The sequence below is a fragment of the Bacillus cereus group sp. BfR-BA-01350 genome, assembly GCF_022663775.1.
GTDB lineage: Bacteria > Bacillota > Bacilli > Bacillales > Bacillaceae_G > Bacillus_A > Bacillus_A paranthracis.
Map to the genome: position 1 here is coordinate 401,039 of NZ_JAKUGD010000001.1, position 14,891 is coordinate 415,929.

Consider the following 14,891-nt stretch of genomic DNA (forward strand, 5'->3'; position numbering starts at 1 on the left):
GGAGCTATTTTTTGTTTTGAAATAAATATTCTATTCTTTTTTTGATGGATGGCAAATGTATATGATTGTTATGAATGAAAAATGAATTTCATATTATACATATAATGGAGGGGATATACGTGAAGGAGCAGTATAAAATTATTGTTTTAAGTGATGAATTATCAAGGGAGAAGATTCAAAATACATTAGACAAAAATAAATGTAAAACAATCGTTCATCTTGTAGACGTTTCAGCTATTGTTCAAATAGAAAATTCTTTTCAATATATAGTCATTTGGAGAATGGACGCAGAAAAACTTACAAATGAATTGATAAATAGGGGCGTGCAAAGTACAAAAATTATTAATTTAACAAAATACATGTATGAATGGAGGAATAAATTAATTTCTATCTATCAAATAAATCCGGATCTTATGTCTTTATACATTTCTATGAAAAAAGCAAAGGGTGATCCGACGTATGAATTGTTTGCGACGGGCTTGTCTTATCCGCATTGTGGCATAAGTACAGAGCTCCTCTCAAAAAAGTCAATAAAACTAACACTTCCATCGCAAGATCTATACTATGATTATTTAATAGCATCACAACTTCTATCAAACAATCATTCCTTTCAATATTGTTTGATAGGAATAGCTTATTTCTCGTTTTATTTTGACATGTCGTTATCATCTGAATCATATAGAATTCACAAGGTATATTATCCATTGTTTCAAGACGGTCATCATACTGTAGTTCATTCTCATCTACCCACTGATGGGTTCTCACACCTAGATACGCCGAAACAGCTTTTTTCTATTTTTAATTTGCATTTTGAGTATATTTTATTAGATGAACTAAAAGATGAATCATTGATACTGCCCTGGATACACGCTGAATGGAATATCACTCCTCTTCACATTCCTTTTGAAGAACACGGAAAAATAAGAGCAGCTTCACATGCTAAATTATCATATCCTCATACTTTAGTTGAATATAAAAAGATTTTCGAAAAATATTTAGAACTACTGTTAAAACATGATATAAAACCACTAATTGTTGTATTCCCTGTTACTTCACATTATTTCAATTGTAGTAGTAAGAAATTAAAAGAAGATTTTTATAAAGTTATAAACGATTTTCAAGCTCAATATTCTTTTCAAATTATAGATTTATTTGATTCGCCATTATTTTGCGATGATGATTTTTATGATAGTGATCATATGAATAAAAAAGGTGCAAATAAAATGTCCGTGTTATTAAATATGTTTATTCAGGAACGAAAAGTATGATATTTCGTTTCATGTCTGCATAAAAGTATATAGGCTCCATTCGGTTACAGTAATGTGATTTTTGTGTCGCGTATATAAATAATATGCGAAGAGGTGAGAGAGTAAAATGAGAACTCGTATTGAAAGAAATGAAGAGGTGGTAGATCAACTTCCGTTGGTAAGTGTTTTAATTCCTACATATAATCGTCCTCGCTTTTTTGAAGAGGCGTTATGTAGTGTGCTGGAACAAACGTACTCTAATATAGAAATTATAGTTGGAGATGATAGTACGAATGATGAAACAGAAAAGGTGTTACAAAAATACTTATGTGATCATTCAAATATTATTTATATAAAAAACAGTTCAACTCTCGGACAATTTGAAAATGCACTCATGTTATTTCATGAAGCGAACGGTGAGTATATAAATTTTTTAATGGATGATGATATCTTTCATGTGGATAAAATTGAAAAAATGATGAAGTGTTTTTTCAATGATTTAGATAATGAAATTAAGCTTGTAACATCTCATCGTCAAGTAATTGATGAAAAAGGGAAAGAACTACGACATATTTATTCAACTGTCCGTTTATTTGAAGAGGATACGATTATAGAGGGAACAGAATTAGCAAATAGGGTAATTGTGGATCAAAAAAATTATATTGGAGAACCGACAACAGTTTTATTTCGTAAAAATGATTTACAAGAACCGTATGGGATTTTTGATAAGAGGAGGTATCTTTGTAACGTAGATATAGCTTCATGGTTATCTTTATTAAGTAAAGGAAAAGCAGTATATATAGCAGAGACACTGAGTTACTTTCGATTACATCCAGATCAACAGTTAAATGAATCTAATAAAATGATGGATGGATTAGAAGATTTTTCACATAGTATTATAGCTGGAGAAAAATATGGTTTCTTATCTAACGAAAAAGAGTTAGATGAAGCGATAACTAATTTTCTAGAATATGCAAGAAGGATAGTTCCGTCATCAATATTATATACATTAGACTATTACCAAAAAATTAGAGCGAAGAAAATAAACATAGAAAAGAAAAAACAACATATAAATAATAATTCTTCTTTACCGAAAGTAAGTATACTTATTCCTGCATACAATAGACCTTATTACTTGGAATTAGCACTCAACAGCGCTTTGAATCAAACATATGAAAATATTGAAATTATTATTTCTGACGACAGTACAAATGATGAAGTCAATGCGATGATTCAACCGTACTTACGTGAATATGAGTGTATTACATATGTTAAAAATGAAACGCCGTTAGTTGCCGAAAACTTTAATAAGTGTGTAGAACTTGCGAATGGGGACTATATAAACTTTTTATTAGATGATGATTTATTTCATCATGAAAAGATCGAGAGAATGATGAAATACTTTTTGACGTTAGAAAATATTTCATTTGTGACGTCATATCGTGAACTGATTGATGAGAATGGAGAGATATTACCACCTTCAACATTAAATATGAAAATCGCGAAAGAAACTACACTTTTTGAAGGAAAAGAATTAGGGAATTATATGTTAAAAAACTTGAAAAATGTAGTTGGTGAGCCGACAACTGTTTTGTTTAATCGGAATTTGTTTGACGGGAAGTTTGGATATTTTAAAGGAAAGGCTTATTCTGCTATTAATGACATTGCAACTTGGCTAGATATGATGAGGAAAGGAAAAGTAGTTTATATACATGAACCTCTTAGTTATTTTAGACAGCATAGTGGACAAAATCAAAAACAAATGCATTTTATTTTAATGACAATTGAAGAGTGGATTGAATTAATTATAGATGCATATAATAGTGGGTTTTTAAGCTCCGAAAGTGAGTATAAAGAGAGTTTATCTTATTGTTTAGAAAATGCGGGATTTATAGTTAAGGATGCAGTAAGAAATGGCGAACTAGATCAAATTTATAATGAAAAGATAAAAAAAGGCTTAAACAAGTTAGTTGCTCATATGTTCGAGAAAGAATGTTGTTATTGTCAATATTGCAATCAACAATTTGAAAAATTTTCACCTTGGCCAGCACATTATGATTTTCCGAAATATAAATTTGAAATGTGGAATAAAGATACAGGGATATGTCCAGTTTGTAATTCGATGGATCGTGAAAGATTGTACCGTGCGTACATTGAAACGGAAACGGACTTGTTAAATAGAAACTATACAATGCTTCATATTGCACCTGAAGCAAAGTTAAGAGATTGGTTTAACGAGTATAAAAATATTACGTATGTATGTGGTGACTTAGAACCAAAGGATCCATTAATGAAGGAAATTGATGTTACAAGAATTACATATGATAGTAATACTTTTGATGTAATATTATGTAGCCATGTGTTAGAACACGTTCCTGATGATGACAAAGCAATGCGAGAGTTATATAGAGTGTTAAAGCCAAATGGATGGGGAATTATTCAAGTACCAATCGTAATGAATGTAGATTTTATTATAGAGAATGAATTAATTGTAACACCACAATTGAGGAAATTAGCTTTTGGTCAAGAAGATCATGTGAGAATTTACAATCAATCGGGATTTATTCAACGATTAATGAATGCAGGATTTAAGGTAGAATTATATAACATAGCGGAAAAACAAGGAATGAAAAGTGCTAGGAAATTTGGATTATCTGAAACAGATATGCTCTATATTGTCCGAAAATGATAGGAAGGAATAGATAGATATGGAGAATATTCCTTTTTTACGTGCTTCAACTGTACCTGTAATTGAGTATTTGGATGAATTGAAGGAAATTGATACATCTCACATATATACGAATTACGGACCTATAAATCAACGTTTTGAACAAACAATTATGTCGGGATTTTTTCAAAACAGGGGAGCTGTTACAACAGTAGCAAACGCAACGTTAGGGTTAATGGCGGCTATTCAACTAAAGAAAAGAAGAAAGGGAAAGTATGCTCTCATGCCTAGCTTTACATTCCCTGCGACTGCCTTAGCCGCTATTTGGTGTGGATTGGAACCTTACTTTATTGATATTTCAATAGATGATTGGTATATGGATAAAACCGTACTTTTGGATAAGATAGAAGAATTAAAAGAAGAGGTTGCGATTGTTGTCCCGTACGCCACTTTTGGATCATGGATGAACTTAGAAGAATATGAAGAATTAGAGAAGAAGGGGATTCCGGTTGTCGTAGATGCGGCGCCGGGATTTGGATTAATGAATGGAGGGATGCATTACGGTCAAGATTTTAGTGGAATGATCGTATATAGCTTTCATGCAACAAAGCCGTTCGGAATTGGTGAAGGAGGGCTCATATATAGTAAAAACGAAGAAGATATACAACGTATTAAAAGAATGGGGAATTTCGGATTTGATACAAATCGTGAATGTACGATGATGGGGTTTAATTGTAAAATGTCTGAATACGCAGCAGCTATTGGGATTGCGACTATAAAAAAGTGGGATCAAAAATTAAAAGAACGTACCCGTATTTCTGAATGGTATAAACAGTTGTTACAAAATACTGGGTTAATGAAAAAAGGGTGGAAATTCCAAAAGACAGAAGCAGTTATTCACCAATTTATGCCTATCATTTGTCCAGAAGAAGTTCGCAACATACAAGTAATTGAAGAACTGAAAAAACAGAAAATAGAAGCTAGATTATACTTTTCACCATCTTGCCACCAACAAGTTCTTTTTAAAAACTATAAGTCGACAGATTTAACAAAAACGAATAAAATAGCAAAACGAATCGTAAGTTTACCTTTATGGGAAGGAATGACGAAAGAACTAGTAGAGCAAATTGTAATCTGTTTAGAGCAGAAGGTGGTGTCGGTAGATGAATAGTTTTTATAATCAAGAAGAGCTAAAGAAAATTGGATTTTTATCTGTTGGGAAAAATGTATTGATTAGTAAAAAAGTAAGTATATATAATCCAGGTGTTATATCAGTTGGTAATCATGTAAGAATTGATGATTTTTGCATTTTAAGTGGCAAAATCACAATTGGAAGTTATTCACATATATCAGCGTATACAGCGTTATATGGAGGAGAAGTTGGAATTGAAATGCATGACTTTGCAAATATCTCAGCTAAAACAATCGTATATGCAGTACTAGATGATTTCAGTGGGAATACATTAATGGGGCCAACCGTCCCGAATCAATATAGGAATGTGAAAACAGAAAAAGTTATTTTAAAAAAACATGCGATTATTGGTGCTAATTCTATTCTTTTTCCAAATGTAACTATAGGAGAAGGCACGGCAGTAGGTGCGATGAGTATGGTGAAAAAGAGTTTAGAAGATTGGTATATTTATGCTGGAGTTCCCGTAAGAAAAATAAAACCTCGTCAAAGAAAGATGCTAGAGTTAGAAATTGATTTTTTAAAAAACATTCATTCTTAACAAAAAGAAGGAATGTTTTTTATTTTTATGGTGCAGCAGAGTGTGTATATAAATGTATTATGTTTTAAATTTTGCTGACCAAGGCAATACTGAGCCATAGTGAATGTAAAGTTGGAGGGCGAGCGTATATGTTTGATGAGGATGGGATTGTTTTAATTATGGAACCGGCTGATGAAAGAAATTTGAGGAGATTTATTTTTTCAGTACCAAAGTCAGTGTATGAAAAGAAGGGGCTTACATTACACTATGGAACAGCTATAGGACAAGGATATACGGATATAATTGAAGATATTATTAGCGTACATATAGAAGTAGATGTTGTAACGGTAATCGGGCATGTAAGAGGGTAAATAGCTATTTGAAAAAAGGTTATAAGTAATGTAGCTAGAAGTTAGGATAGAGAAACTTACAGACAATTATAAAGACGAAGGGAGCCTAAAATGAAAATAAAATCAACTTTAGTAGTATTTATAGTTACAATTGGCTTAATGGGATGTTCACTAGTAGAACAAGGAAAGAACTCCATAGATTATGCTCAAAAAGCGACAGACTATGTAAATGAAATAAGTGCTTTTGCAAATGATGCACCAGCATTAGCTGAAAAGGCTGTTAATGATAGTGAAGCTCGAAAAGAATTAGAAGCGAAGCTTAGTGAAATTAAACAAGATATACCCGCTTTTAATGAATTAACACCGCCTGATGTAGCAAAGGATCTTCATCAGCAAATCGTCGGATATAACGAAAAGTTAAATACGTTAATTGATACGGCGATGATAAAGATAGAAGAAGGGAAAGTGAATGTAGAAGAGTTTAAAAACTCGGAGCTTATGCAGACGGTAGATCAAGTTCGAGATTTGAAAGAGAAGGTGCAAAATTTAGGTCAATAGTAAAAGGCTCCGTTTGTGATAAACGGAGCCTTTTACTATTGGATACAATAAACGATTACACCAACGATAATAATCATGTTGCCGATGAGTTTACGTTTCGTTATTTTTTCTCCTAGGAAATACCAACCGAAAATTAATATGATGATATAACTTAAGGATTCTAATGCTGATGCTTGTTTTAATGCCATGCCCTTCATGGCGATAACATTTAATCCAGCGTTAATTACAAATAAAGAGTAGCCGATAATAACATAAGGATTCACATATTCTTTTATTCTAGAATCGTATTGTTGCAAAGTAGCTTTTTTTAATAATATTTGTGAGTAATTAGCTAAAATTATCCCGAAAATAAATAATAACATATAACTATTCATCTTTTGTCACCACCACAATTCCGACGATAATAATAGCTGCACCAAGTAAATGATTCCACTGAATCGTATCTCCAAATAGAAATACTGACCAAAGCATTGACCATAGTATAATAATCCCGCGATGTGAATATGCTTTTGATATTTCGAAATGTTTAATTACTTGTTGCCATAAAATTGCATATCCAAATAAAAGTATAACTAGTCCGAAATAAGCAATAAAAAATGAGATGGAAGCAATGGGAAATTTAGCCGCCCATTTCATGTAAACCATAATGATAGAATATATCAAAAAAGCTACATGTAAAAATAAGTAATTTTTAATAGTTGGTTTCATTTATTCACTCTCTTTTACATATAAATATATATTTATATCTATCTTTTCCTAATAATAGATATTGGAACGTATTTTGTTTAATCTTTCACATTCCAAATTATATAGTATCATGGCTTTTATTGTAAAACAATAGAAGCTATGCATTCATTTTTTCCAAGGTTCTACAATATGTATCGTTTTATTTGTTGCATCTGAATACCCAATCATTATTTTAGGGTTATTTAGAAAAGCATCATAATCAATATAAGGCAATAAGGAATTTGAATTCATGCCACCAATTGTTGACATGATACAAGAAACATTAGGGTTTCTTATTAAAGCATTTAGTTCCTCAGCACGCTCTTGTATACTACCCGAACGATAATAATCATATCGACCTGTTAGTGAACCTTCTAATATATGAAATCCTTTCTGTTGTAAGTAAGATTTCGCTCGTTCAAATCTTTTAGGAGAAGTGTAGGTTACTGGAGAAGAAGGTGAGTAAATCCCAATTGTGTCTCCGTATTTTAATGATTTTGGAAGTAGCATTTGTATGAATCCCTTCTATTAATAGTTTTATTCATAAGGATTTATCATTGAATATTCTTATATTTCAGTATTGTTATTGTAACATACATGCATTGAAATAATAATTGCTGTAGATGAATAAATATGCTTTTTACCTTGACGATATAAAGGGAAAGTTGTTATGGTTAAATGTGAGTGTATAAAAGGTTTGTTAAAGGAGTTTTGAAATGAAGCGGTTAAAATGGGGAAGGCTGACAGTCCTATTAGTCATTGTTTTAGGGATATGTTGGTTCTTATTCCAAGGAACTCAAAAGAGTGCAACAAGTATAGAGGGACAACCTTTACAAGTGGCAGAACTACCTAAAACAGGATTAGTTGAAAAAGTAGTCCCACCAAAGTACATACCACCGGAAATTGATGCAAAAGCAGCTATGATTATTGATGCGAGTAATGGAGATATTATTTATCAACATAATGAAAATGAGGCTTTTGCGCCAGCAAGTATGTCTAAGATGATGACAGCATATCTTCTATTAGAAAATGTACATAATGGGAAAGTTCGCTGGGAAGATCCGGTGAAAATGAGTGCGAAAGCGGCACAAACAGAGGGAGCGAGAATCCCAGTACAAGTTAATGACACATTAACTGTTAAAGATTTATATCATGCATTAATGATTGAGTCAGCTAATAATTCAGCTGTGGCTTTAGCAGAACATATGGCAAAATCGGAGAAAGATTTCGTTCAGCTTATGGATGCAAAAGCGAAACAGTTCAAAATGTCGGAACATGCTAAATTTGCAAATGCTTCTGGATTACAAGAGCCAGATGGAAGTGAAACAAAAATGACGGCTGGTGATGTAGCAAACTTGGCGTATCATCTTATAAAAGATTACCCAGAAATATTAGAAGTGACTCACTTACGTCAAAGTCAGTTAGCATTTAATAATATTAATGTTATAAGTACAAATGATATGTTAAACAAAAATAATAAAGCTTTATATATAGAAGGAATAGACGGATTAAAAACAGGATTTACAGATAGCGCAGGGTATTGTTTTACGGGTACAGCAAAACAAGGTGATACTCGTATTATTACAGTTGTTATGGGAACAAAAGGTAAAACAAAGCGTTTTACAGAAACGAATAAGCTAATGTCTTATGCATTTGGGTTAGTTAATTAAGTGAAATACTGAGTTGGATCATCATATAAGAAAGGCAATTTGTTGTTACGTACTATTGGTAACGGCAAATTGCCTTTTATTTTTTAGCACTAATAAAGTAAAAAGGTAAAAAATGTGAGTGTTATTATTTGAGTTTATTATTGTTTGTTTATATTATAAAGTTAGAAACTTATTAATGATAAGTTTTGAGGGGCATATGATGTGTACATAGGAAAAAGCCTCAAATGAAAATTGGAGGGAATTATGATGGCAAAAGATTTTTACTCAGCGATTGAAGACAGAAGATCTATTTACGCAATTAGTAAAGAACAAGTAGTTTCTGATGAAAAAATTCAAGAAGTGATTTATCATGCTGTAAAACATACACCTTCAGCTTTTAACTCTCAGAGTGCTCGCGTTGTCGTCTTGCTTGGAGAACAACACGATAAGTTATGGGATATTACGAAAGAAACGTTACGAAAAATTGTACCTGAAAATAACTTCCCTTCTACGGAAGAAAAAATGAATGCATTTAAAAGTGGTTATGGAACAGTTCTATACTTCGAAGATAGTGAAGTGGTGGAAGAACTGCAAGAAAAATTTGCATTATACAAAGAGAACTTTCCAATTTGGTCTCAGCAATCCTCTGGAATGTTACAATTTGCAATTTGGACAGCTTTGGAAATTGAAGGGTTTGGTGCTACATTGCAACATTACAATCCATTAATTGATGAAGAAGTGAGAAAAGAATGGGGAGTTCCAGAAAATTGGAAGCTTATTGCGCAAATGCCGTTTGGTAAACCGGTTGTACCTGCAGGTGAAAAAGAATACCAGCCTTTAGAAAACCGTGTAAAAATTTATAAATAATGTAGGAACGAGTGGGGGAATTGTTTATCCCCCACTAATTATTATTTGAACCAATCGGGGTTTTGCTACTTATAAAAAGGTGAACAGGGATACAACCTGTTCACCTTTTTATAAGTAGTAAGGATTTTTTTGATAGGAATTTTTCATCTGATTTTTTAATTCGTTTTTACGTGTTTCAATAGTTGATATTTTTTGTAAGGTAATAATTGAAACGAATTGAAAAAAAGCATAGTACAGTTCTATATTTTTATTTATAGGATCATCTATTATGTTATTCATAAATATACCTCCCTTTTGATTCCACTATTTGCAAGCAATAAAACGCTCATCTTAAAATTCAATTGCTTTCCGTGTAGGGTAAATAAAATGTGTATAGATTAAGACGCTACTATATATATGATAATATAAATACCCTATAAATTCCATAGACAGTTAAAAATGGGTAGCGGAATGTGTACTTTCGTCAAATTAGAACAGAATTTTTGAAGTTAAATCTTACAAATCGTCAAATCTTTTAAAAGTGATAGATAGTATCAAAAATAGTTTTCTAAAAATATTATACTATTGATAAAAAAAGTGTTTTTTGTCATGATAAGAGTATACTTCATAGGAGGAACTATAATAGGAAATACATTCTTTGCATTGTGTTAGATGAATAGAATTTTTTTAAGTGGATAGAAAATATATACTAAGATAATGAATGGTATGTCGAATTTTCAATAAAATACATAAGAAATATAAAAAAAGCATTGCAAAAACACTGTGTTTAATGATAAAGTTCACATGAAGTTCACACGGATTTCACTTTGTTCATTTAAAATGAACTCTGTGTGAAAAATAAAACTCTTGTTAAAAAATGGAACTTAATGAATATTTTACTTTGATAATATTGTAAAGTATTAAGTTTATAAGTTTTTTTAAGAGGATAGTAGGGAAAGGAAGTAAAGACAACTTATGAAAAAAGTAATTGCAGGTTTAGCAGCAGCTTCAGTAGCAGGTGTTGCAGTTCCAGGTATGGATTCTGCTCATGCACAAGTTTCAAACGAAGCGCTAAAAGAAATTAATGGACAAACACAAACACAAACGACTGTAACTGAAACAAAAACTGTAGAAACAAAATCCGACTTAAAATACACAGTAACTGCTGATGTATTAAATGTTCGTTCAGGTGCTGGTACAGGACATAGCGTTATTTCTAAAGTAAAACAAGGTCAAGTACTACAAGTAATTGGACAAGAAAACGGTTGGTTCAAAGTAACTGTAAACGGTCAAACTGGTTATGTAAGTGGTGACTTCGTAACGACTGGTGGTAAAACAGGAACTACTGTTCAACAAGGAACTGGTACTTACACAGTAAACGTTTCTTCACTTAACGTACGTACAGGCCCAAGTACATCTCATACAGTATTAGGCTCTGTAAATAAAGGTAAAACAGTACAAGTTGTTGGTGAAGTACAAGATTGGTTTAAAATCAACTTCAATGGTGGAACTGGATACGTAAGTAAAGACTTCGTAACAAAAGGTGGTTCTGCTGTATCTAACCAAACACAACAACCAACTACAAACAACAATACTACTACAGTTCAAACTGGTGGTTCTTATGTTGTTAACACTGGTGCTTTAAAAGTACGTACAGGCCCAGCTACATACAACGCTGTAATCGGTGGTGTAACAAACGGTACAGTATTAAACGTTACTGGCGCTGAAAATGGTTGGTACAAAATTAACCATAACGGCCGCACAGGTTACGTAAGTGCAGACTTCGTTAAGTTTGTAAAAGGCGGAGTAAACAACGTTACAAATAACAATAACGTTACAAATAACGTTCAACAACCAGGTAAAGACGTACAAAAACCAACAACTGGTGGAGATACATCTTCAATCGCTGGATTCGCTAGATCATTAAATGGTTCACCATATAGAACAGCTGGTACAACACCTGCTGGTTTTGATTGCAGTGGATTCATTCACTACGTATTAAATCAAACTGGTCATAAAGGCGCTCGTCAAACAGTTGCTGGATACTGGAGTTCTAAAACAAAAACTAGCAATCCACAACCAGGTGATTTAGTATACTTCCAAAACACTTATAAATCAGGTCCTTCTCACATGGGTGTTTACTTAGGAAACGGTCAGTTCATTAGTGCAGAAACTGATGCAACTGGTGTACGTATTAGTTCTGTAAGTAACTCTTACTGGAGCAAGCACCTATTAGGTTACACAAAAGCATACTAAGAAAAAGTAGATTATATACTTTTCGTATAGAGAAAAGGCTTTCCAGGGAAACTTGGGAAGCCTTTTTATAGTTGAATAAATTGGGAGTATAGTAGTTTTTACTTTAACTTCCCGTTTAAAAATCGATCGTATAAGTCATGGAAATAGTTAGGGCGAAATAAATTTGCTGCATGTCCTGCTAACGGTATTTCTTTATATAAAACGTTAGGAAGAATGGACTTTAAATCAAAAAGACAAGATTTATAGAGATGATCATGTTCACCCATTACCCATAGTATAGGGTGGGGAAGTGATTTTAATTTAGATTTTAAATCGAATTCTAACCGATGACGTAATGATTGAGCAATAATTGATGAATGTAATTGCAATCCGAACCGATAATAAATATTTTTTGAAATGACTGCGAACGGATTTGCCTTTAGTATGCCACTTGGAAAAATGGTATTTGCGTATTGAGAGAGCCATTTAGAGTAATCGTCTCCTCGCTTCTCCCAAAACTTTTGAAATACGTTATATAAAAGGGAAGGGTTATTATAATGTCCACCAATATGACAAATGCTCAAAACTTTTTCTGGATGCATTTGTGCAAAAATGGTAGAGATATAACAGCCGTAGCTTAAAGCGCAAATATGAGCTTTTTGAATGCCTTCTTTTTCGTATAAATTCAATAATTGATCAACGAGGCGCTGTAATGAAAATTCGATAGCTTCACCTTTATCATCGCCGTGACCTAATAAGTCATATGTAATAATGTTGTAAGAGGCCGAAAATCGTTTATGCTCTTTTTTGAAGGCACGACGATTGCCAACTAATCCATGAATAAAAATGATTGTTTCCTTTTCGGAATGTATATTTGTTTGCAAAAAGGATACTCCTTTCAATAACTGGAGATTTATATAGTATTTTAAATTAGTTATTTATAATTCACATAGAATAATATTAAGTACCAGGTAATAATATCAGATGTTTATACCTGTTGTAAAGATGAGTTTTTATGTATATTTTGTAAAAATACAAAATGTGTGTTTACATTCAGTTTACATTTGTATTGTATTCTGTTTTTAGAAAGAACAGTTTTGTTTAACACGAGGAGATGAACATGAATGGAAGTTAGAGATGAAATAAAGAAAAAAGGGAATTGGAGGCAGTTTTTACGCCTTATTCAAGATACAAAGCCTCCGAAAGGGATTCTTATTTTTGCGTTATTAATGAGTTTGCTTTCTACGGGAGCAAGTTTATTTATTCCGATGTTAACAAAAGGGTTAGTAGATAATTTTTCACTTTCCTCAATTAGTACAGGACAAATTGTTGGATTAGTTGCATTCTTTATTATGCAAACTATAGCTGCAGGATTGTCTATATATTTATTAAATTATATAGGACAGAAGATTGTAGCTGGACTGAGAGAACGTTTGTGGAAAAAGGTACTTATATTGCCAGTATCTTATTATGATCAAAATAGAACAGGCGATACAATTAGCCGCATGACAAATGATACAGGTGTTGTGAAGACATTAATTTCTGAGCATTTGTCAAACTTACTAACAGGTGGTATTTCAATCGTCGGATCATTAATTGTATTATTTGTTTTAGATTGGAAAATGACACTTTTACTTTTAACGGTTATTCCATTATCAGTACTGATTTTAGTTCCACTAGGAAGAAAAATGTATAAGATTTCAAAAGCGCTTCAAGATGAAACAGCTTCTTTTACAAGTGTGCTAACGCAAGTATTATCAGAAATTCGTTTAGTGAAATCTTCGAACACAGAAAAAAGAGAATATGAAACTGGAAATAAAGGTATCGAGAAGTTATTGCAATTTGGTTTGAAAGAGGGAAAAGTGCAAGCGTTAATTTCACCAGTTATGTCGTTTGTTTTAATGGCACTGCTTGTTATTATCGTAGGATATGGTGGGATGAGAGTTTCTAGTGGTGCATTAACAACTGGGGAACTAGTAGCGTTTATTTTATATTTAGTTCAAATTATAATGCCGATGAGTCAATTATCTATGTTCTTTACACAATTCCAAAAGGCGATTGGTGCAACGGAAAGAATTAATACCATTTTAGAATATGAAGTAGAAGATCATGAAACTGGTGTGAAAGTCACAAATGCTAAGCAACCAATCGTTCTTGAAAATGTACATTTCGAGTATAACGAAGAAGAGCAAGTGTTAAAGAATATTGATTTCACAATTGAATCTGGAAAAGTAACAGCAATTGTAGGGCCAAGTGGTAGCGGGAAAACGACGTTATTCTCACTATTAGAACGTTTTTATGAGCCAACTAGCGGTGCCATTAAATTAGGAAAAGATGCAATTACGAACTATTCATTACAGTCATGGCGACGTCAAATTGGTTACGTTTCACAAGATAGTCCGTTAATCGATGGAACAATTCGTGATAATATTTGTTACGGTGTTGAGGGGGAAGTAACAGATGAAGAAATTGAAAAAGTAGCAGCGATGGCATATGTTGATGCATTTATTCATGATTTGCCAAACGCTTATGCAACAGAAGTTGGAGAGCGTGGTGTGAAGCTTTCCGGAGGACAAAGGCAGCGAATTGCGATTGCACGAGCTCTACTTCGAAATCCACAAATTCTTATGTTAGATGAGGCAACTTCAAGTTTAGATAGTAAGTCCGAGTCCGTCGTTCAAAAGGCATTAAATAACTTAATGAAAGGCAGAACAACGTTAGTTATTGCACATAGACTGTCTACTGTTGTAGATGCAGATAAAATTATCTTTATTGAAAAAGGGAATCTTACAGGAAGTGGTACACATGATGAATTATTACGCACACATGACATGTATCGTGAATTTGCAACGCAACAATTGAAAATTAAAGAGGCGGCATTATAAAATGAATAATCAGTGGGG

The 14,891-nt window shown here is 32.6% G+C and carries 15 protein-coding genes; 10 read left to right on the forward strand and 5 right to left on the reverse strand.

All coding sequences use genetic code 11. From position 1 onward, the window contains the following. Window positions 1-119 precede the first annotated feature (119 nt). The 6 genes from MR147_RS02030 (at window position 120) to MR147_RS02055 (ending at window position 6,532) form a co-directional block, all read left to right on the forward strand. Entirely contained in the window at window positions 120-1,268 is a 1,149-nt protein-coding gene (locus MR147_RS02030) for a hypothetical protein (protein ID WP_139302771.1), read from the forward strand. Between the two features lie 106 nt (window positions 1,269-1,374). Next, the gene (locus tag MR147_RS02035) at window positions 1,375-3,936 is read left to right on the forward strand and encodes a glycosyltransferase (RefSeq protein WP_242303575.1); all 2,562 of its coding nucleotides are present in this window, start codon (window positions 1,375-1,377) and stop codon (window positions 3,934-3,936) included. A gap of 19 nt (window positions 3,937-3,955) precedes the next feature. Then, entirely contained in the window at window positions 3,956-5,086 is a 1,131-nt protein-coding gene (locus tag MR147_RS02040) for a DegT/DnrJ/EryC1/StrS aminotransferase family protein (protein WP_242303576.1), read from the forward strand. Next, entirely contained in the window at window positions 5,079-5,645 is a 567-nt protein-coding gene (locus MR147_RS02045; protein ID WP_074607736.1) for an acyltransferase, read from the forward strand. The genes MR147_RS02040 and MR147_RS02045 overlap by 8 nt, the downstream gene beginning before the upstream one ends. A 128-nt stretch (window positions 5,646-5,773) precedes the next feature. Continuing rightward, entirely contained in the window at window positions 5,774-5,995 is a 222-nt protein-coding gene (locus MR147_RS02050; protein ID WP_000459104.1) for a hypothetical protein, read from the forward strand. Between the two features lie 90 nt (window positions 5,996-6,085). After that, window positions 6,086-6,532: a DUF6376 family protein gene (locus tag MR147_RS02055; RefSeq protein WP_074540484.1), complete on the forward strand. Its 447-nt coding sequence runs from the start codon at window positions 6,086-6,088 to the stop codon at window positions 6,530-6,532. Window positions 6,533-6,567: 35 nt separating this feature from the next. Here MR147_RS02055 and MR147_RS02060 read toward each other — a convergent pair whose 3' ends face one another. The 3 genes from MR147_RS02060 to MR147_RS02070 form a co-directional block, all read right to left on the reverse strand. Beyond that, a complete protein-coding gene (locus MR147_RS02060) occupies window positions 6,568-6,906 on the reverse strand; it encodes an EamA family transporter (RefSeq protein ID WP_001089868.1) in 339 nt (112 codons plus the stop codon). After that, on the reverse strand, window positions 6,899-7,240 hold the full coding sequence (locus tag MR147_RS02065) for an EamA family transporter (protein WP_000805122.1): 342 nt from the start codon (window positions 7,238-7,240) through the stop codon (window positions 6,899-6,901). The genes MR147_RS02060 and MR147_RS02065 overlap by 8 nt, the downstream gene beginning before the upstream one ends. 144 nt (window positions 7,241-7,384) lie before the next feature. Further along, the gene (locus tag MR147_RS02070) at window positions 7,385-7,768 is read right to left on the reverse strand and encodes an LD-carboxypeptidase (RefSeq protein WP_074610983.1); all 384 of its coding nucleotides are present in this window, start codon (window positions 7,766-7,768) and stop codon (window positions 7,385-7,387) included. Between the two features lie 206 nt (window positions 7,769-7,974). Between MR147_RS02070 and MR147_RS02075 the strand changes: the two genes are divergently transcribed. Both MR147_RS02075 and MR147_RS02080 read left to right on the forward strand, forming a co-directional pair. Next, window positions 7,975-8,928: a D-alanyl-D-alanine carboxypeptidase family protein gene (locus tag MR147_RS02075; protein ID WP_000825885.1), complete on the forward strand. Its 954-nt coding sequence runs from the start codon at window positions 7,975-7,977 to the stop codon at window positions 8,926-8,928. A 243-nt stretch (window positions 8,929-9,171) separates the two neighbouring features. After that, the gene (locus MR147_RS02080; protein WP_242303577.1) at window positions 9,172-9,774 is read left to right on the forward strand and encodes a nitroreductase family protein; all 603 of its coding nucleotides are present in this window, start codon (window positions 9,172-9,174) and stop codon (window positions 9,772-9,774) included. 108 nt (window positions 9,775-9,882) lie between these two features. Here the strand turns inward: MR147_RS02080 and MR147_RS02085 are convergent, their stop codons facing one another. Continuing rightward, complete coding sequence (locus MR147_RS02085; protein WP_001059583.1) at window positions 9,883-10,053, reverse strand: hypothetical protein; 171 nt, start codon at window positions 10,051-10,053, stop codon at window positions 9,883-9,885. A gap of 675 nt (window positions 10,054-10,728) precedes the next feature. On the opposite strand from MR147_RS02085, the gene entFM reads away from it, so the two are divergent. Beyond that, on the forward strand, window positions 10,729-12,009 hold the full coding sequence (entFM, locus tag MR147_RS02090) for an enterotoxin EntFM (RefSeq protein WP_000755519.1): 1,281 nt from the start codon (window positions 10,729-10,731) through the stop codon (window positions 12,007-12,009). Between the two features lie 98 nt (window positions 12,010-12,107). On the opposite strand, the gene MR147_RS02095 is transcribed toward entFM, so the two are convergent. Continuing rightward, window positions 12,108-12,872 (reverse strand): alpha/beta fold hydrolase, encoded by a 765-nt coding sequence (locus MR147_RS02095; protein WP_074607167.1) that lies wholly within the window; start codon window positions 12,870-12,872, stop codon window positions 12,108-12,110. A 240-nt stretch (window positions 12,873-13,112) separates the two neighbouring features. On the opposite strand from MR147_RS02095, the gene MR147_RS02100 reads away from it, so the two are divergent. Further along, window positions 13,113-14,873: an ABC transporter ATP-binding protein gene (locus MR147_RS02100; RefSeq protein WP_000453754.1), complete on the forward strand. Its 1,761-nt coding sequence runs from the start codon at window positions 13,113-13,115 to the stop codon at window positions 14,871-14,873. Window positions 14,874-14,891: the final 18 nt, after the last annotated feature.